Here is an 18,556-nt window from a genome sequence, read left to right as displayed (position 1 = left end):
CCAAGCGAACCGGCTTAAACCTGCATGATCTCGCCTTCTTTGGTGGCAAGCACCTTGTCGACTTCGTTGACCTTATCGTCGGTCATTTTCTGAACTTTCTCAGACGAGCCACGGGCTTCGTCCTGTCCAATTTCTTTATCTTTCTCCGCCTTCTTCAGCGTTTCCATAGCATCACGACGGACATGGCGGATCGTCACTTTGGCATCTTCAGCGTAAGTTTTTGCCACTTTGACAAGATCGCGACGGCGTTCTTCGTTCAGATCCGGCATTGGGATGCGCAGGTTCTGACCATCAACAACAGGGTTCAGGCCAAGGCCTGCTTCCCGAACTGCTTTTTCGACAGGCCCGACCATCGATTTATCCCAGATTTGAACCGTGATGAGTTTCGGTTCCGGCGCACCCACATTGGCCACCTGATTGATTGGCATTTTCTGCCCGTAGGCATCCACCATCACCGGGTCCAGCAGGCTTGCCGAAGCGCGACCGGTGCGAAGGCCGCCAAGATCTTTCGTAAACGAGGCGAGCGAAGTCTCCATACGTTTTTCTACGTCTTTCAGATCGATGCCATCAGCCATGTTGTGTCTTCCCTGATCGTGTGTCCCACACCGCCATACCCGGCAGTGTAAAACCTCTTCATTGCCCGGTCATGCCTGTTTGGCAGAAACCGTCGAATATGTGCCCTGCCCGGTCAAAACCCGCGATAGAGAACCTGGTTCGTGGATGGAGAAAACCACCACATCAATACCATTGTCCCGCGCGATAACCGCAGCAGATGTATCCATGACCGCCAGCTTCTGTTCGATCAGCTGATCATGGGTGAGCGTGTTCAAACGCTCTGCGTTTATGTTCTTTTTGGGGTCAGATGTGTAGATTCCGTCAACCTGAGTGCCTTTCAGGATTGCGTCAGCACCAAATTCCGCTGCCCGCAATGCGGCTCCACTGTCGGATGTGAAGAACGGGCTGCCTGTTCCACCGGCGAAGATCAACACATCTCCGCGTTCCCGCGCCTCTATCATGCCACGCTGGGTAAAAGTCTCACAGACCTGCGGTACAGCAAGGCCGGACAGCACAGTTGCACCGACGCCACGTGTGTCGAACGCCATGCGAAGTGCCAGCGCATTCATGACGATAGCCAGCATCCCCATGTGGTCGCCAGTCACGCGGTCTGCGCCGCTAGCGGCCAGTTGGACGCCGCGAAAAATGTTCCCGCCGCCTACTGCCAACGCAATGGAGCAGCCCAGCTGTTTGGCTTCGATCACGTCGTCAACGACGCGCGCCACGAATTTGGGATCAATTCCGGAAGGCTGATCGCCCATCAGAGCTTCACCCGAAATCTTGTATAAAATTCGTTTGTAGATCGGGCTTTGCATCGAATCCGGAGGGGCGCATTTGTAACTGCTTGCGTCTAACCCATGCATTGCGGTGTGTCACGCCAGCCCGTCACTTGCCATTTACCGCTGGCCGTAAAAACAGCCCATAAAAATAGGGCCGCTGATTTTCATCAACGGCCCTACTCAGTTCAAATGATGTGGACTGTTAGCCCTTGCTCATCGCAGCAACTTCTGCAGCGAAGTCGCCTTCTTCTTTCTCGATGCCTTCACCAAGCTGGAAGCGGGTGAAGCCTTTGAGTGCGATTGGGCCGCCAACATCACCTTCAGCATTCTTCAATGCCTGCTCAACGCTGTTTTCGCCGTCGATGACGAAAGTCTGCGACAAAAGCACGTTCTCTTCGAAGAACTTGCGGATGCGGCCTTCTACCATTTTCTCGATGATGTTTTCCGGCTTGCCGGACTCACGAGCGGACTCTGAGAAGATTTTCTTCTCACGTTCCACCAGATCAGGATCCATATCGTCTTTCGTTGCGGCCAGCGGGTTGGTGGCAGCAACATGCATGGCAACCTGACGACCCAAGGCGTGAAGCTTGTCGGTATCACCGGCTGATTCCAGCGCAACCAGAACACCGATTTTACCGAGACCATCTGCGGTCGCGTTATGGACGTAAGAAGCGACAACGCCGTTCTCTACTTCCATGACGGCGGCGCGGCGCAGTGACATGTTCTCACCAATTGTGGCAATGGCTGATGTGACAGAATCCGCAACGGTTTTGCCGCCGAGGTCTGACGCGTTGATTGCATCGACAGAACCATCTGTATCGGCGGCCACTTTAGCGATGCCTGAAACCAATTTCTGGAAATCTTCGTTGCGCGAGACAAAATCAGTCTCTGCATTGAATTCGATCACAGCAGCTTTGTTGCCGCGGCCTTCGACACCGACGAGACCCTCAGCCGCAGTACGGCCCGATTTCTTGTCTGCTTTGGCAACGCCTTTTTTGCGCAGGTAGTCAACGGCAGCTTCAATGTCGCCATTGGTTTCGTTTAGCGCATTTTTGCAGTCCATCATGCCTGCGCCGGTCATTTCGCGCAGTTCTTTGACCATCGATGCGGTAATAGCCATCTCAGGTTCCTTTCGCTGGGGCAGCGCGGGAGGCGGTGCCGTTTGTGCTAATTTTCAAGGGAAAGCGCCGCCCCGGTACGGAGCGGCGCTTTCCTATTAAATGGGTCGAACCCCGAAGCCTTCAAGCGGCCAGCTATGCAACAGTCGCATGACAGGTCGCTATTGGCATGCGCTGCCTACTTGGCGGCGGCCTGAGCTTTCCAATCCGAAATCTGCGCTGCAGAAAACGGCATGTTGGCGTCGATTTTTTCGATCTCGGCATCAGTCAAAGCGGCAATCTGGGCAAAAGTCGTGATGCCCTGTTCGTTCAGCTGCGTTTCAGCAACCGGACCGATACCGTTGATCGTTTTCAGATCATCAGCGTCACCGGCTGGTGCCGTAAACATAGGAGCAGCAGCCTTGTCGTCGCCGGATACTGCTTCAGCAACGCCAGTAGCGGCGGCAGTGGCGATGTTCGACACTGCATCCATGACGGAAGCAGCAGTTTCCTGAACGGCACCAGCAGCGGTTGATGCTGCATCAACAGTTGCAGCAGCGGCAGAAGACGCGGCAGCAGATACATCGTTGAGAACAGTTTCCTGAGGTGCTTCAGCCTGTGCGCCGAGATCAACGCCGGAAGAACCCTGCTGCCGAGCGATACCGTCGATGCATGCTTTTGCGATCAGATCGCAATACAGAGCAACGGCACGCGACGCATCATCGTTACCCGGGATCGGGAAGTCGATGTTGTCTGTGCTGGAGTTGGAGTCGAGAACCGCGCAGACAGGGATTTTCAGCTTCTTGGCTTCCTGAATGGCAATCGCCTCTTTGTTCGTGTCGATCACGAAAATGAGGTCAGGCGTGCCGCCCATGTCCTTGATGCCGCCGAGTGCACGCTCAAGCTTGTCGCGCTCGCGGGTCAGGTTCAGGAGTTCTTTTTTGGTGTAGCTGGACTGATCAGCAGTCAGCAGCTCTTCCAACTCGCGCAAGCGCTTGATGGAGTTGGAAATGGTTTTCCAGTTGGTGAGCATGCCGCCCAACCAACGAGCGTTGACGTAATACTGTGCCGAACGGCGCGCAGCATCAGCAACAGCTTCGGAAGCGGTGCGCTTGGTGCCGACGAACAGCACGCGGCCGCCACGGGCAACCGTGTCGGAAACCTGCTTCAGTGCTTGATGCATAAGCGGCACGGTCTGCGACAGATCGAGGATGTGGATATTGTTGCGTTTGCCAAAGATGTACGGGTCCATCTTTGGGTTCCAGCGGTGGGCCTGGTGGCCAAAATGCACGCCTGCTTCAAGCAGCTGACGCATAGAAAATTCGGGAAGAGCCATTGGGTCTCATCTCCTGTTTACCGGTTGGTCCTGGCGCGGGGAAGAAACGACAGCGTATGCTGCCGCACCGGAAGTGCAGGTCGATGCCGTGTTATCGCTAACTGGAGGCTGTGCGGCTTGCCCGAAGGTAACCCGGTGACCAACACGCTCCCGCGTGTGGAATGAGGCGGCGTTTAGCACAACAGGCAGAGTTGGCAACCCCGAAGAGCCTGTGAGTCATGTTCAGAGTGATTCAGCCAGCTGGCACCGTCTTGCGCCAGATAATGAACTGATTGTTGGCTGGCATCTCGGAGTCACTGTGAAACGATAGCCCGTTGGCCTCTGCAAGCTCATCGACGCGGGCGAAATCTCTGATGCCGCCATCATCATAAGTACCACGCAGGAAGGCATCGAACTGCTCGTTGCTGGGTGTGGTGAACTCGCCATCATATTTAAACGGACCATAGAGCATCATCATTCCGCCGGGCTTCAGCGCCTTCGCAGCACCTGCAATGTAAGGTTCCAGATTGGCAGACGACATGACGTGGATGCAGTTGGCGCTATAAACTGCGTCGTAGGCCTCTTGAAAATCAGGAAAGCGTGAGACGTCAATTTGCAACGGAGCCAACAGATTGGCGCGGCTGGCTGCCAACACAGTTTCGCGCAATTCAAACTCTTCAAGCGAACGGTCGCTGGGTTGCCAGATGATATCGGGCATCGCTTCGCTGAAATGGAGCATGTGCTGGCCGGTCCCGCTGGCGATTTCGAGGACCGTCGCACCGTCTTGCACGCGTGCGCGCAGCTTCGCGGCGATGTCCTTGCGGTTACGATCGGCTGATTGGCTGAACTTCGGCTGCATTGGCTAGACGAGTTCCGCGTGTACAACGCCATCGATTGCCTTCAAGGCGTTCGCGATTTGGGGCGATACAAGACGCTTGCCGGGCAGTTCGACCTCCACTTCGCGGCCACCGTCGAAATCGATCACCACCAGCTTCACTATCCCCTCACCCTGCTTGCCCAACTGAGATGCAATTGACGGCAGCGGGCTGGCGTCTCGCAGGAAGATGTTGAGCAGATATTGCGTGCGTGCCGCTTCATCCTCGATGCCACGGATCATCATGACACGCAGGCTCACGCCCTCCGGTCGATCTTCACCAACGACGTTCAAAATCAGCGAACGGCCAGCTTGCAGAAGTTCAGATGCGGCTTCCAATTGCTCATCGAACAACACGACTTCGAACTGTCCCGTAGCATCGGAAAGCATACCGATGCCCATACGCTTGCCGCGTTTGGTTTTGCGGTATTGGATGGACGAGACTGTGCCGCCCAAAATACCGGGGGCTTGGCCGGACGCTTTGACCGCTAGCTGGAAATCCGCCCAGCTCTGCGCCCGCAACTTCTCCAACGTTGTTTGGTACTCGTCCAGCGGATGCGCGGAAAAGTAGAAGCCCATAGCGGCATGTTCACGCTGCAAACGCTCCGCAGCCGCCCATGCAGCCACCTTCGGCAACACCACATCGGTTTCACCGGTATCTCCACCAAACATATCGGAGATGCCGATGGCCTCGTTTTCTGCCACGCGCACCGAATGACCGATCAGCCGGTCGAGCCCACCGATCAACTCTTCCCGCGCAGGCCCAAACCCATCGAACGCACCAGCATGAATGAGGTTCTCCAGCATCTTCCGGTTCAACTGTTTGGGGTCCACACGGGAGAAGAAGCTTGTGAGGCTTTGGAACGGTCCATCGCGATCACGAACCTCCACGATATGTGCCACAGCCTGCGCACCAACGCCTTTGATCGCAGCAAGCGCATAATGAATTTTGCCGTCTTTGACCGAGAATTTCACCTGCGAAGAATTCACCGATGGCGCAACGACTTCGATTTTCGCCCGCACGGCTTCTCGGTAAAAGTCGTTCAACTTGTCAGTGTTACCCATATCGAGCGTCATCAGCGACGCGAGGAATTCGACGGGGTGGTTCGCCTTAAGCCAAGCGGTTTGGTAGCTCAGCAACGCGTAAGCTGCGGCGTGGGATTTGTTGAAACCGTAGTCGGCAAACTTCGCCAAGACATCGAAGATGTAGTTCGCCTGCTGCGCCTTGATGTCGTTCTTCTCGCAACCGTCGACGAAACGGGCGCGTTGCGCTTCCATTTCCGACGCGATTTTCTTACCCATCGCGCGGCGCAGCATATCGGCTTCGCCCAGTGAATAGCCGGACAGGATCTGGGCGATCTGCATGACCTGTTCCTGATAGATGATGACGCCCTGTGTCTCTTTCAGAACATGCTCGATCTTCGGGTGGTAATAGTCGGCCTCCTCCTCGCCATGCTTACGCGCGTTGTAGGTCGGAATGTTCTCCATTGGGCCGGGCCGGTAGAGCGCGACGAGAGCGATGATGTCTTCGAACGCATCCGCCTTCATGCCGATGAGCGCCTTGCGCATGCCCATGGATTCCAGCTGGAACACACCGACTGTTTCGCCGCGCTGCAGCATCTTGAAAGTCGCTTCGTCGTCCAATGTCAGCTTGTCGACATCAACTTCGACGTTTCGCTCTTTGAGATAATTCTGCGCGGTACGAATAACGGTGAGCGTTTTCAGGCCAAGGAAATCGAACTTAACCAGCCCGGCTTTTTCCACCCACTTCATGTTGAACTGCGTCACCGGCATATCGGAACGTGGGTCGCGGTAGAGCGGCACAAGTTGGTCAAGCGGCCGGTCGCCGATCACGATGCCGGCGGCGTGGGTGGAGGCGTGGCGGTATAGGCCTTCCAGCTTGAGAGAAATATCGATTAAATGATCGACTTCTTCCTCTTTACGCGCCTCGATCAGCCCCGCTTCCTCCACCACAGCACGATAGAGCGGTGTCGGGTTGGCTGGATTGTTCGGCACCATTTTGCACAGGCGGTCCACCTGCCCGTAAGGCAGCTGCAACACGCGTCCCACATCACGCAGCACAGCCCGGGCTTGCAGCGTTCCGAACGTGATGATCTGCGCCACTTGATCGCGACCGTATTTGTCCTGAACGTAACGAATAACCTCGTCACGGCGATCCTGACAGAAGTCGATATCGAAATCCGGCATTGAGACGCGTTCGGGGTTCAGGAACCGCTCGAACAGCAGCGAGAACTGCAATGGGTCGAGATCGGTGATCGTCAGCGACCACGCAACCAGCGAACCGGCACCAGAGCCCCTGCCCGGTCCGACTGGAATTCCCTGTTCCTTCGCCCATTTGATGAAGTCGGCAACGATGAGAAAGTAACCGGGGAATTTCATATTCTCGATGACGGATAGCTCGAATTCGAGACGTTCGTTATATTGTTCGCGGGTGTACCCGTCTGCCAGCGGGTGCACCGCCAATCGATCTTTTAGTCCATCGACAGCTTGCTTGCGAAGTTCCGCCGCTTCCGCCGCCAACGGATCGTCTCCCACGCCGCCGGTGAAGAACGGCAGGATGGGGTCAAGTTCCTGAACTGCGAACGCACAGCGCTGGGCAATGATCGTGGTGTTGTCGATCGCCTCCGGCAAATCGGAAAACAACACGTTCATTTCTGCGGTGCTTTTCAGATAATGATCAGGCGTCAGCCTCCTGCGATCATCTTCCGAGACCATTCGTCCTTCAGCAATACAGATGAGCGTATCGTGAGCGCTGTAATCCTCGCGCTTGGCAAAAAAGACCTCGTTCGTAGCCACGATGCCGATGCCCAACTCGTAGGCCATCGCCAATATTTCGCCTTCGCGCTTTGGGGAGTAGCCAGCCTGTCGTTGCAATTCGATGTAGAGCCGGTCACCAAAAGCGTCATTCAATCGTGCCAGTCGCGCCCTGGCCTCTGTTGGATGATCATCGACAATCATCGCGTCGATTGGACCATGGGCGCCGCCGGTAAGGATAATCAATCCGTCATTGTGCTCAACCAATTGACCCATTGAGATATGTGGCCGCGATTCAACTGCACCCTCCATATACGCTAGGCTGACCAGCCGAATGAGATTCTGATAGCCGCGCTCATCGGATGCCAGCAGCACCAGCGTTGGAAACGCCACCATCGCCTGTTGCGTGCTGCCGCTGCGGGAACCCCGCCCTTCATCATCGAAATCGACTTCCAGCGTGCAACCAATAATCGGCTGTAAGCCTTCCTTGGCCGCTTTGCTGGAAAATTCCAGCGCGCCAAACAGATTACTGCGGTCGGTAATCGCAAGTGCAGGCTGGTCATCGTCTGCCGCGAGCGTCATCAGCTTTGCGAGCGGAACGGCACCCTCAAGCAGCGAATAGGCCGAATGGGTGTGCAGATGAACGAACGGGCGCTCTGGTTTGGGGAGCGCGGCTTTCTTCAAAGCCGCTATCACTTCTTCTTTCTTGGACATCGACTCACACCCGGACCAGACACAACGCTCAGACAATGGGCCTTGCCACCGTCGTACTCAACGGCTGCATAGACGCGCTTGTGCGAAACTTTAGCGAGGAACGATTTGCAGATCGCGGATCGTTACAATCCGGTCCATACGCGCGGCCAGCTCGTGGTTGTGGGTAGCGATGAGTGCTGCAAGACCAGTGGAGCGTACCAGTTCGGTGAGAGCCCCGAAAACAAGATCGGATGTCGAGGGATCGAGATTGCCCGTTGGTTCATCTGCAAGAAGCAGTCGCGGTTGGTTGGCCACAGCACGGGCGATTGCGACGCGCTGCTGCTCACCGCCTGAAAGCTCTGAAGGCCGGTGCGTCGCACGCGGAGACATATTCAACATGTCCAGCAGTTCGTCGGCACGACCACGCGACTGCTCGGCGCTGGCACCGGCGATCTGAAGTGGCAAAGTTATGTTTTCCCGTGCGTCCAATTCGGGCAGCAGGTGGTGGAATTGATAAATAAAACCAATTCTCGTGCGCCGCATGGCGGTGCGCTCTGCATCACTCAAGCTACCGCACTCACGACCGCCGATTTGTAACGAGCCCGCATCTGGTTTCTCCAGAAGACCAGCAAGATGCAGCAGTGTGGATTTACCCGCGCCGGATGGTGCAACAAGCGCCACCAACTCGCCTGCACCGATAGACAATTCGGCATTATCCAAAACGGTGAGCGCGTGTTCGCCTTCGCCGTAGGTCCGACGAATTCCACTCATTTGAAATACGGCATCACTCATAGCGAAGCGCTTCCACCGGATCGAGACGCGCGGCACGCCATGCAGGAAACAGTGTCGCAAGTAGCGAAAGGCCAAGCGCCATAAAGACGACCATCAGCGTTTCGCCCATATCCAACCGTGCAGGAATTTCAGACAGGAACCGGACGGTCGGGTCCCACACACTTGTGCCCAGAAGCGATGAAAGCCCCTCGCCCATCGCGTTTATGTTCTGGCTGAATAGAACGCCAAGTCCGAAACCCGCGATCGTGCCGAAAACACCAATCGACGCGCCTGTTATCAGGAAAATGCGCATAACGGCCCCACGGGTCGCGCCCATGGTACGTAAAATAGCGATGTCGCTGCCCTTCTCCTTAACAAGCATGAACAGGCCCGAAACAATATTCAGCGCCGCGATCAGCAGGATCAGCGTGAGGATCAGGAACATGACGTTCCGTTCCACCTCCAACGCGGAAAAGAAACTGGCGTTACGCTGCCGCCAATCGGACACAGAGATCGGGCGCTCCGCCCCAGCCTCCATCGGACCGCGCATTTTCTCCACATCATCGGCGTCCGTGATGAACGTCTCGATGACATCGACGACCTGCTCCTTGTTGAAATAGAGCTGCGCTTCCAACAGCGGCATGAAGACGAAAATATTGTCATACTCGCTCATGCCCATCTCAAAGATGGCCGTGACCGGATAGCTTTTCACCCGTGGCGTGACGCCGAATGCGGTCTTGTTTCCGTCTGGTGTGACCAGCGTAATTGAATCGCCGAGGTAAAGGTTGAGATTGCGGGCCATCACCGCACCAATCGCAACACCATCACCGGCGTCGAAACCGTCCAGCGTGCCTTCAACGATGTTGGAACCTACCGATGGCAGACGTTTCAAGTCGCCTTCGCGCATGCCACGTACTCGCGCTCCGCTACCGCCCTTGCCGCCCGATGCAAGCACTTCGCCCTCAATCAGCGGGAACGCGTAAATTACGCCGTCGACAGCCTCGAGACGACTTGCGACCGCATCATAGTCGGTGAGTGCGTATTCTGTCGGGGCGACGATAAGGTGACCGTTGATGCCGAGAATACGGTCCAGCAGCTCGGTGCGAAATCCGTTCATAACAGCCATCACGATAATCAGCGTTGCAACGCCCAACATGATGCCAACGAACGAGATGATCGAGATCACCGAGATGAATGTTTCTTTGCGCCGCGAACCAAGATAACGCCGTGCAAGCATCCACTCGAAGCGCGAAAACGCACCAGTTTTACCCGGCAGACTGTCGCGCAGATTCGTGTTTGCGCTTTCCGCAACGCCGGTCATCGCCACATCAACCACCGAAGCGTTTCCGGCTATCAACATGCCATGCAGTCAGTTGGTTGATTGCAGCATCGATAGAGACGGTGTGTCGTTCACCGCTGGCGCGAGCTTTCAATTCGACCTCACCTGTCTTCAAGCCACGTGGCCCAACGATGAGCTGCCACGGCAGTCCAATCAGATCCGCAAGCGCGAACTTACCACCAGCTCGACCGTCCGTGTCGTCATACAACACATCAAGGCCCGCCGCACTCAGCTGCGCGTACATGTCATCACAAGCAGCATCAGTCACTTCGTCACCAGAGCGAAGATTGATAAGGCCCACGTCGAATGGAGCCACGCTGTCTGGCCAGATGATGCCGTTTTCATCATGTCCAGCTTCGACCAACGCCGCGACCACGCGGCTCGGGCCGATGCCATAGGAGCCCATTTCAACTGGCACATCCTTACCGTCCGGTCCTGTTACTTTCGCGCCCATGGGCTCGGAGTATTTGGAACCGAAGTTGAAAATATGACCGACCTCGATACCGCGCGCGTTAAGCTGCTCGTCTTCAGGAACCTCGGCCCAAAGAGCTTCGTCATGCATCTCGTCCGTACGGGCATAGCCTGAAGTCCAGTCATCCACGATACCTGCGATAAGTGCGTCATCGCTATAATCGACTCCCGCATCAGGAACTGTCTTTTTCGAAAAATCCGAGTGGCAGAACACTTCGCTTTCGCCGGTATCAGCCAAAATTAGAAATTCGTGAGACAAATCCCCGCCAATCGGCCCGGTATCGGCCCGCATCGGAATGGCTTTCACACCCAACCGGTCGAATGTGCGGAGGTAAGAGACGAACATCCTGTAATATGCCGCACGCGCTGCATCAGCATTCAGGTCGAAGCTGTAAGCATCCTTCATCAGGAACTCGCGACCGCGCATCACGCCGAAGCGTGGGCGAACCTCGTCGCGAAACTTCCACTGGATATGGTACAGGTTCAGTGGCAGGTCTTTGTAGCTTTTGACGTAGGTACGGAAGATGTCAGTGATCATCTCCTCATTTGTTGGGCCGAACAGCATGTCGCGCTCGTGCCGGTCCTGAATGCGCAGCATCTCTTTGCCGTAGTCATCATACCGACCGGACTCGCGCCACAGGTCAGCACTTTGAATTGTTGGCATGAGCACTTCCACCGCGCCGGCGCGGTTCTGCTCTTCGCGCACGATCTGCTCGACCTTGCGTAAAACCTTCAAGCCCAGCGGTAACCAGGAATAGATGCCGGCAGATTGTTGTTTGATCATGCCCGCTCGCAGCATCAGCTGGTGAGACGCAATTTCGGCCTCGCGAGGTGCTTCTTTAAGAACAGGAAGAAAATATTGGGTAAGGCGCATTGGTGGCTTGTCCAATCATGCTGGCGGACAAACCGCCTGCGAAAAGCATGCCCCTCAAACCTCATTCCTCGATTCGCAGCAAGTGCAGAGCTAATACAGGTGCTTTCCCCCGTTGATTTCCGCGCCGCACAGCGTCATAGAGCAGATAGCGGACAGGTGGCCGAGTGGTTTAAGGCAGCAGTCTTGAAAACTGCCGTGCGTGGAAGCGTACCGTGGGTTCGAATCCCACCCTGTCCGCCATTTCTTTTTCTTCACCTGAAATACCTACTAACGCCTTGAAAGGGCTAGTGGTTTTTGCGGTTCGAAACCCCTGATTCCGCATGTATGGTAATGGGGCTGCGAACACCAGTTTGATGAGTGTTTTACGGTGTTCGGGATTGTCAGAAGTCCATAGTTTCCAAGGGTTTGCGAGAAAGTTCATTGCGGTTCGAAAACTAACATCGAAGTCTTGGTTCAAATCCGGCTTCTGCGCCAGATTCTCGGCAATCAGTGCCTTTTCAGCTTCAAGCCTGTCTAACTTGTTCTCATAGGCTGAAATGGCATTTGGACTTGAGGTATCAATCAAGCGATCTGTCAGACGGCTGATTTTGGTTTTGATCCTTGCCAAAGCTTTCTTTTGTTCCTCGAGCTTGGCTGCAAAGCCTGCGATGCGGGCATTCCAGTGCGCGCGGAACATGGCTGCTGCTGTAGCCATGAGACTTGCATGGGGGCGCATGGATTGAACAAGGTTTTCGAACTCCCCTTCAATCATTTCCTTGCGGATGGTTTTTCGGCATTCGTCGCACTCTTTGTTGAAGCATTCATAGTACGGGTAGCGTTTGTTGCGGCCTTTAGCATAGTAAGCCGTCAGAGGCTTGTTGCAGCATCCGCATGTCACGAAACCTTTGAGCGGGAAATCGCTCTCCGTGTTTGCTCCTGAGCGAATAACAGCGCCTTCATTCAAGCGGGCCTGGATGCGCTGAAACGTGTCCCATGAGATCAACGCTTCGTGTTTGCCTTTGGTGAGCGGTACGTTCCAAGGTTTGTATTCGTAATAGCCTACATAGATTTTATTGGTAAGAAGATTGGCAATGCGTTGCGGGTGTATCTCTCCCTTGTTGTCACGTGCGAATATTGAGTGCGGCTCTAAAAAGCGTTTCACGTCCACCTGTGTTTGAAAACGTCCAGTTGCAAAGCCTTCAAGGGCCTCTTGAATAAGAGAAGCATGAGGTTCATCGCGCACAATCATTTTGCCGCTATGGCCTTTGACGCGCTCATAGCGATAGCCCGTTGGCACCCAGAATGGAAAGTACCCGTTTATCAGACGCGCTTTCATGCGGTTGACGACCTGCTCACCGTTTTTCTGGCGTTGGTGCTGCGAAACAGAGGCAAGCATGTTCTCGACAAGCTGACTGTCACTATCATCACCAAACTCAATCGAGGGGCTTTGCAGTTTTGCGCCAACCGAGCCGATAGCACTTCGCAGTTTCCAATGGGCCTCAATGCCTCTGGCAATGCGAGAGATATCATCAATAAGGACGATTGGCTCTTGGCTTCTGTTTTTGCGTAGCCATGTGAGCATGGCTTTAATCGCGGGGCGATCTACAACGCCGCCGGATACACCTTCATCACGAAAAACTTCTACGACCTCGTGACCTTTGTAGGGGAACTATATACGTGTGTGACCCAAGTCGGATGACTCATATCAGGTCGTCAATATCCGCTTGCTGATCCCTCAGGCGTTGGTATTCGATTTCTTCCCGATCATTGTTTGCCATCTCCTCTGCAATATCCTTAGTCACGTATCCCCGCCCTTCGATGTTCACGAACCGCTCTTTATTGCGCCACAGAATTGTCCCGACATATCTTGGCTTATCATCGCTGAATATTTCTAGGCCGGTTGCCTCAATCGCTTCTACCAGATCGCCGCGCTGAACAGGGCCACCAAAGCCTCGAATCACGCGCGCCGCCACGTCAGCAACACGCTTAGGATTGTTGCGACGTCTCATTTGGTTCCCTGAATGTTCCTGTGAATAGCGGGGAGTACTCACAGCGTCCCCTTCAGCGATAAGCGTGTCCCGATCAACAGATGCGCCTGAAAATTCTTCGTAGGCCTTAATGAACCGCTCGGCTCGCGCAATCGCGTTCTTCGATTCAATGATCGTTTTCAGTGCTTTGCGTATATCGTCGTTCATGATCGTCTCCCGTTCACAGCGAACTTGCACCACGGGATACATCAGAGTCAAAACGCGATTCTCATCAAAGGCTTAGAGGCCATTCATCCCCACTCAAAACTTGCCGAATTGTTTGTTGAATGGTAAATGAAGGATGCGATCTGGTACGAAGTGACCGGGTGCCCTTGCAGGGGCCCCGGTCTAGGTGCCAGCATCTCTCGGTAGCGGGATTGTGCTAAGGCCGAGAGCGAAGGCAGTTTCGTGCGTAGTAACGCTACGCGACTATAGCGATTCCAGTCGGAGCGCACAATAGGCACGCCACACAGGAGTGCCTGTGATGAGCCAAAAAGCTTGTCATTGGGTAGACCCGTACACTCGCATTCGGCATGGCCGAATTGAGTTTGTGCGCGGCCACTACCGCTGCTGCCTCTAAGGTAGTGGGGGTAAGACCCACAACGTGTCTGTCCGGCGGCGTAGCCGCTTAAGATGGCTCGGAAGAGCCGCTGCTATCCTTATCGGATGGTGGCGGTTTCTTTTTGGAACGGGCCTTCTCCGCTAGCTTGTCAGCTTCTACCTTGTCAGTTTGCCCGAACCTTGCCAACGCCTCTCCAAAATCCATGTCGAGAGATAAAGGCGGTTCGTATTTCTTTGGTCTGCGGGTCACGCGATCAATTCCTTGTAGGAGAGTTTGCCGCCATCAGCCCATTTCAGCAGATCGTTGACGCGATCACCTTCGCCATGTTCGCGGCGATTGTAGCGCCATGCGAACTCCGAAAGATAGCGATGCAAGTGCTTGCCACTCACCCAATGGTGAATGCCATAGACCTGCCGTTTGAATTGCGACCAAGCGCCTTCGATTGAGTTGGTGTGATAATAATTGCCGGTGTGTGCATACTGGCCTGCGCCGTGGTTCACCGTCTGGTGGAAGTATGCGGTCGATAGGCCGCGATACCCGCCATACTCGTCAGTCACAACGATTTCGCCTTCCTTCACGTTGTCAAAGACGCGCTGTTTGACGCCATGCAGGTTGGGAATGTGCATCACGCGAAGTTCACCGTTGCGCTCCAACGCGCCCCATACGACTTCTTTGCCTACAGGGCCGCGACCGGCGTTCTGGCGCTTGTTGGCGTGTTTGTTCTTTTCCTTGCCACCCATGAAAGTCTCGTCAATTTCCACCGGTCCCTGCATCTTGCGATTGAACGAACGTGTACGCGCAGCAAAGCGAAGGCGTTGCGTCATGAACCAAGCGGTCTTTTGAGTGACGTGAATGTCCTTGGCGAGCGTGGTGCTGGCGATGCCCTTCTTGTGGGAAGTGATAAGCCAGATTGCCATGAACCATTTACGCAGAGGGATTTTCGAGTCTTCAAAGATCGTGCCGACTTTGATTGAGAAGCGCTTGCGGCACTCTTTCTCGCTGCACTTGTGGGTTTTGCCGTCTTTGAAATGCATGACGCGAGTGGAGCCGCAATGTGGGCAGTGAGCGCGTTCGTTGTTCTCGCCCCAACGGATTGAGCGAAGGTGGTCGATAGCGGTTTGCTCGTCTGGAAAGGCTTCCATCATTGCGAAGAGGCTATCAAACTGCATTTTCATCGGTACGGCTCCTATGCTGTACCGATAATTTAGGCTTTTATCGGACCCAAGTCAATGGGTCACACACGTATATATACCCCCAAATTTTGGGTGCGCAGTGCAAATTTCACTCAAACATAGTCGCCAATGTCGAGCTTACCGCCACCGATCCATATAATTCCAATGGGAGACGCCTCGCCTGGAAAGGGCGCTCACGTCCCATAGCGGGTCATATTCATCGCCAATCTCGCGTAAGCCATGGGTCACCGTTTGGAAGAGTGCGGGCATGAAACGTAGCGTTTTGAACTGGCTTTTGAACTTTTCAACTTCTGAACGAATGTTGACTGTCACACCCTTGCTAGCGACGCCCATGCCGCGATTAAACTCATGCAGCAACATGAGAAAACTCCCCTGATCGCGCTCTTTTTGGACGCTCTCCCTCAAATTGCTCGCATGCTTCCAACCCTCGAAGCCATCAATTGTGTTTTCAATCGTCTTCATCAGATCATAGTCGCCTAAGTTTCCTGCGATGGAATGCAGGAATACGAGCGGATACCAAGCATCCGTGGTGAAGTTCACACTTGTATCCCCGGCGCGCGCTGTATCAGACAACAGCTTTAACATTCTTACGATGTCTTCGTAGCGCTCACGAATGAGAAGTCGCTCTGATGGTTTGGTCCGAAGAATTTTCTCAAGATGGAAGAAATAGATGATCTTCGCGCCATTCGGGCCATTGAAGCGTTTGACGTAGTCTTGGATGGATGAAGTCGTTACCGTTTCGGGATCAATAGAGAAATCGCTACAGAATTTTGTGATTTCCTTATTTGCGTCAAAGCCATCAAGCTTTTCCGAATTCAACTGCCTCTGGGTCTCCTCGCTTCTATCGGCTGAAAGCCGAATTTCGGTAGAAACCGCCTCAGAGCCGTAGTGCTTATTCATTCTCAATGCATATGATGCATTTATCATGTTGTAGCGAATATCAATCGCCCGTTCCGCTAGGAATTTTTTGTCTTTCAGGCGATAATAATTTTGAATTGCCAATTCAGATTGCCCGGTCACAGCAGCGTTTCTGGCAAGCGAATAATCAAGGAAATTCTTGGTACTTTGCGAAAGGTTCATTTCTGACATTTGTATCAGATGTCCGATGACACTCTCGGAATGGTTAATCAATGGCAGACCATCCTGCGTTGCGATAAGACATTCGAGTAGCTTTATCCGCTTCGCCCCTTCGGGCGTTTGGACGGTCGTTGATTCCAGTTCACGATCCAAGAACTCGCGATCTTCGCTATTCGCCGCAATTTTCTCGATCCACGATTTCTCGTCATCGGTCGGCGAAGAACTCAGAAATCGCCATTTCTCACGGTAGAGTTGTTCAAACGCCTCAGAGCCTTCACCGCTAAAACCGCGATTAACATCCGGCCTTAGTCCTGCCGATAGACCGGCGGTCAGCCATTGAGTTTCCAAACCGGAATCAATGAGCCCTTCTGTTTGTGCGCGCTCGACAATCGAGGTTTTGTAATCAATTGGATTGCTTTCGAGGCTTTCATTGACCACCTCATGCGTGATCTCAATGAGTTGGTCGACCCCCTGCTTTGGCATGACTGGCTCAAAGAAAACCGCAAGAGTTTCGTCTTTTACGGCCCATGCGCTGCGGGTCTTTGAGGGATTAATTTCGGCTTTGACCCTGACAGGCCGCTTAGCTGCCTTTTCAAAGGGTGCGCCGAGCAAGATTTTATCCGCTTTAACTATGAAGTCAGTATGTAGCTGATGCCAATGGAAATAAAAATAAAGCGTCCAAATGATCGTTTCATGCCCGTTACCTGACTTAGAGAAACTGGCCGCAAATGAGCCGGAGATAAGGCTGTCTGATATTCCGGCCAGTTTACATGCGGCCCTAACGATCTTCTCCCGTTCAACAACGGTTCGCTTCTCGCTGAGTGCCTTCGCCAACAATTTCCGAGCCTGAACGGCCTTTTGATTCGTTGGGTTCGGCCCAACCTTCTTAAGTTTCAGGGCATCTGATTCAAAGCGACGTTTGAATTTGTCAAACGACATCGATTGCAAAATCGTTTATCCTACGGTTCGGGGTGTAGATTAAATATTGGGTCTTCATATCCAATATCCTCCACCAGTTGCCCATTCTCATCAACTCTCTGCCCGTTGATGAAAAAATGCTCGCCGACCACCTCACCCGTTTCGGGGTCGTAATGGATTGTGGCGGGGCCGTGATATCTATGTAACTGGCCGGAAAGATTGAAATAAACTTCGCTTTCCACATTTCCGGTCTCAGGGTCGTATCGTATGCTCGCAGGATGGCGACCGTCTTCGAACGGATCGAATAAATCGACGTTGAAAGTTTCAAGCGTCTTTCGGCCCTTCTCATCGTAGTTGGTAAGATAGGGGCCATTGCATCGTCGCAAATTGCCCTTTTCGTCTTTCCAAGCCTCAACAGCGACATGCCCGGCATCGTGATGTCGAATAACCTCAACAGTGTATGTAGTTATGTGTTCTTTGGATTTCATAAACCTCCATTTCTAATTAGTTAAATTGTATCACGAGATATCAAAAAAGCACAGAAAAAACATAGAGATAAACGAATTTCCCAAACTTCCCCGAAGTTCCCGTGCCTCGTTCTGGTTCCATGGCCATTGTGTTCCTGTCCCCGAGCGCTCGGAAACATTTTCGAGGGGATGGACTCCCTCCATTACGATGGAGAGTTACGATGCAAGACAAAGCCCTATGCACTAAATGCGGCTTACCAGTTTGCACACCTTGCGTACCTGAAGCAGCGAATGACAACCATGCGGTTCGGCTTCCAAACGATGAGGTGCTGCGTAGCCCTGAAACAGTGAATGCGCTTGCTCGATACTGTGCGCGTTTGGAAATCCCACGTCGTCAGTTTCCGAACGCGATGGCGGACGCAATTTTCGGCTTTCGTGGCGCGATCCTAAACCATCACGGCAAGCCGTTTATCATTGGCGAGAACGATATCGATAAAGCGTTTGGTGTTCCAACTGACAGCGAGCGTGAAGAATACGATCAAGGCATGAAGTGGGACACTGAGCTTCGGTGGATTAGTAACTTCTTCATGCGCGCGAAAAAGCCCGCAAAACAGTCTGCACAGATCAAAGTGACGCCTCGCTTGAGGCTGATCTATATTTTCGTTGCAATCAGAAAACTGCAAGCGATCTGATAAAGCCAAAGACTCTGAAAGCGCCGCCAATGAGCGGCGCTTTTTTTTGTTGAGGCAAGTGCATCTTTGTCCGTTGCTTTGCCCAACCCGTCGGTGCG

The 18,556-nt window shown here is 53.8% G+C and carries 15 protein-coding genes, 1 tRNA gene and 1 pseudogene; 2 read left to right on the top strand and 15 right to left on the bottom strand.

Going from position 1 to position 18,556, the window contains the following annotated elements; all coding sequences use genetic code 11:
* Positions 1-14 precede the first annotated feature (14 nt).
* From frr to proS, 9 genes are all read right to left on the bottom strand, one after another.
* Entirely contained in the window at positions 15-575 is a 561-nt protein-coding gene (gene frr / locus R2A130_RS02230; protein ID WP_009463279.1) for a ribosome recycling factor, read from the bottom strand.
* A gap of 69 nt (positions 576-644) precedes the next feature.
* Positions 645-1,370 carry a UMP kinase gene (gene pyrH, locus R2A130_RS02225; RefSeq protein ID WP_009463277.1) on the bottom strand — a complete coding sequence of 242 codons (726 nt, stop codon included), beginning with the start codon at positions 1,368-1,370 and terminating at the stop codon, positions 645-647.
* A 166-nt stretch (positions 1,371-1,536) separates the two neighbouring features.
* Positions 1,537-2,454 (bottom strand): translation elongation factor Ts, encoded by a 918-nt coding sequence (gene tsf, locus R2A130_RS02220; RefSeq protein WP_009463275.1) that lies wholly within the window; start codon positions 2,452-2,454, stop codon positions 1,537-1,539.
* A 176-nt stretch (positions 2,455-2,630) separates the two neighbouring features.
* Entirely contained in the window at positions 2,631-3,767 is a 1,137-nt protein-coding gene (rpsB, locus tag R2A130_RS02215) for a 30S ribosomal protein S2 (protein ID WP_009463273.1), read from the bottom strand.
* A 232-nt stretch (positions 3,768-3,999) separates the two neighbouring features.
* Positions 4,000-4,605 carry a DUF938 domain-containing protein gene (locus R2A130_RS02210; RefSeq protein ID WP_009463269.1) on the bottom strand — a complete coding sequence of 202 codons (606 nt, stop codon included), beginning with the start codon at positions 4,603-4,605 and terminating at the stop codon, positions 4,000-4,002.
* Positions 4,606-4,608: 3 nt separating this feature from the next.
* Complete coding sequence (gene dnaE, locus R2A130_RS02205) at positions 4,609-8,109, bottom strand: DNA polymerase III subunit alpha (RefSeq protein ID WP_009463267.1); 3,501 nt, start codon at positions 8,107-8,109, stop codon at positions 4,609-4,611.
* 90 nt (positions 8,110-8,199) lie between these two features.
* Positions 8,200-8,880: an ABC transporter ATP-binding protein gene (locus tag R2A130_RS02200; RefSeq protein WP_009463265.1), complete on the bottom strand. Its 681-nt coding sequence runs from the start codon at positions 8,878-8,880 to the stop codon at positions 8,200-8,202.
* Positions 8,873-10,180: a lipoprotein-releasing ABC transporter permease subunit gene (locus R2A130_RS02195; protein WP_050786060.1), complete on the bottom strand. Its 1,308-nt coding sequence runs from the start codon at positions 10,178-10,180 to the stop codon at positions 8,873-8,875. The genes R2A130_RS02200 and R2A130_RS02195 overlap by 8 nt, the downstream gene beginning before the upstream one ends.
* Positions 10,181-10,187: 7 nt before the next feature.
* On the bottom strand, positions 10,188-11,543 hold the full coding sequence (proS, locus tag R2A130_RS02190) for a proline--tRNA ligase (protein WP_009463261.1): 1,356 nt from the start codon (positions 11,541-11,543) through the stop codon (positions 10,188-10,190).
* Positions 11,544-11,693: 150 nt separating this feature from the next.
* On the opposite strand from proS, the gene R2A130_RS02185 reads away from it, so the two are divergent.
* Positions 11,694-11,783, top strand: a tRNA-Ser gene (locus R2A130_RS02185).
* A gap of 493 nt (positions 11,784-12,276) precedes the next feature.
* On the opposite strand, the pseudogene R2A130_RS18885 reads toward R2A130_RS02185, so the two are convergent.
* The 6 genes and pseudogenes from R2A130_RS18885 to R2A130_RS02155 form a co-directional block, all read right to left on the bottom strand.
* Positions 12,277-13,116, bottom strand: a pseudogene (locus R2A130_RS18885) (recombinase family protein); the annotation flags it as partial.
* 106 nt (positions 13,117-13,222) lie between these two features.
* The gene (locus R2A130_RS02170) at positions 13,223-13,717 is read right to left on the bottom strand and encodes a hypothetical protein (protein WP_009463259.1); all 495 of its coding nucleotides are present in this window, start codon (positions 13,715-13,717) and stop codon (positions 13,223-13,225) included.
* 460 nt (positions 13,718-14,177) lie between these two features.
* Positions 14,178-14,360, bottom strand: coding sequence for a hypothetical protein (locus R2A130_RS18350; RefSeq protein ID WP_009463257.1), 183 nt, complete (start codon positions 14,358-14,360; stop codon positions 14,178-14,180).
* On the bottom strand, positions 14,357-15,286 hold the full coding sequence (locus R2A130_RS02165) for an IS1595 family transposase (protein ID WP_009463255.1): 930 nt from the start codon (positions 15,284-15,286) through the stop codon (positions 14,357-14,359). The genes R2A130_RS18350 and R2A130_RS02165 overlap by 4 nt, the downstream gene beginning before the upstream one ends.
* Positions 15,287-15,421: 135 nt before the next feature.
* On the bottom strand, positions 15,422-17,320 hold the full coding sequence (locus R2A130_RS02160) for a hypothetical protein (RefSeq protein ID WP_040304531.1): 1,899 nt from the start codon (positions 17,318-17,320) through the stop codon (positions 15,422-15,424).
* A 20-nt stretch (positions 17,321-17,340) separates the two neighbouring features.
* Positions 17,341-17,787: a hypothetical protein gene (locus tag R2A130_RS02155; RefSeq protein WP_009463251.1), complete on the bottom strand. Its 447-nt coding sequence runs from the start codon at positions 17,785-17,787 to the stop codon at positions 17,341-17,343.
* A 200-nt stretch (positions 17,788-17,987) separates the two neighbouring features.
* Here R2A130_RS02155 and R2A130_RS18345 point away from each other — a divergent pair, with 200 nt between their 5' ends.
* Positions 17,988-18,458, top strand: coding sequence for a hypothetical protein (locus tag R2A130_RS18345; protein WP_156798359.1), 471 nt, complete (start codon positions 17,988-17,990; stop codon positions 18,456-18,458).
* The last annotated feature ends 98 nt before the right edge of the window (positions 18,459-18,556 follow it).

It is taken from the genome of Ahrensia sp. R2A130 (assembly GCF_000179775.1).
Lineage (GTDB): Bacteria > Pseudomonadota > Alphaproteobacteria > Rhizobiales > Rhizobiaceae > Pseudahrensia.
The sequence above is the reverse complement of the archived record's forward strand: the minus strand, read 5'-3'. Positions and strand labels throughout refer to the sequence as shown.

Coding starts and splice junctions, on each gene's coding strand:
- frr (WP_009463279.1), bottom strand. CDS start 575: ATGGCTGATGGCATCGATCTGAAAGACGTAGAAAAACGTATGGAGACT.
- rpsB (WP_009463273.1), bottom strand. CDS start 3,767: ATGGCTCTTCCCGAATTTTCTATGCGTCAGCTGCTTGAAGCAGGCGTG.
- R2A130_RS02160 (WP_040304531.1), bottom strand. CDS start 17,320: ATGTCGTTTGACAAATTCAAACGTCGCTTTGAATCAGATGCCCTGAAA.
- R2A130_RS18345 (WP_156798359.1), top strand. CDS start 17,988: ATGCAAGACAAAGCCCTATGCACTAAATGCGGCTTACCAGTTTGCACA.
- pyrH (WP_009463277.1), bottom strand. CDS start 1,370: ATGCAAAGCCCGATCTACAAACGAATTTTATACAAGATTTCGGGTGAA.
- dnaE (WP_009463267.1), bottom strand. CDS start 8,109: ATGTCCAAGAAAGAAGAAGTGATAGCGGCTTTGAAGAAAGCCGCGCTC.
- R2A130_RS02155 (WP_009463251.1), bottom strand. CDS start 17,787: ATGAAATCCAAAGAACACATAACTACATACACTGTTGAGGTTATTCGA.
- R2A130_RS02200 (WP_009463265.1), bottom strand. CDS start 8,880: ATGAGTGATGCCGTATTTCAAATGAGTGGAATTCGTCGGACCTACGGC.
- R2A130_RS02165 (WP_009463255.1), bottom strand. CDS start 15,286: ATGAAAATGCAGTTTGATAGCCTCTTCGCAATGATGGAAGCCTTTCCA.
- tsf (WP_009463275.1), bottom strand. CDS start 2,454: ATGGCTATTACCGCATCGATGGTCAAAGAACTGCGCGAAATGACCGGC.
- R2A130_RS02195 (WP_050786060.1), bottom strand. CDS start 10,180: ATGACCGGCGTTGCGGAAAGCGCAAACACGAATCTGCGCGACAGTCTG.
- R2A130_RS02170 (WP_009463259.1), bottom strand. CDS start 13,717: ATGAACGACGATATACGCAAAGCACTGAAAACGATCATTGAATCGAAG.
- proS (WP_009463261.1), bottom strand. CDS start 11,543: ATGCGCCTTACCCAATATTTTCTTCCTGTTCTTAAAGAAGCACCTCGC.
- R2A130_RS02210 (WP_009463269.1), bottom strand. CDS start 4,605: ATGCAGCCGAAGTTCAGCCAATCAGCCGATCGTAACCGCAAGGACATC.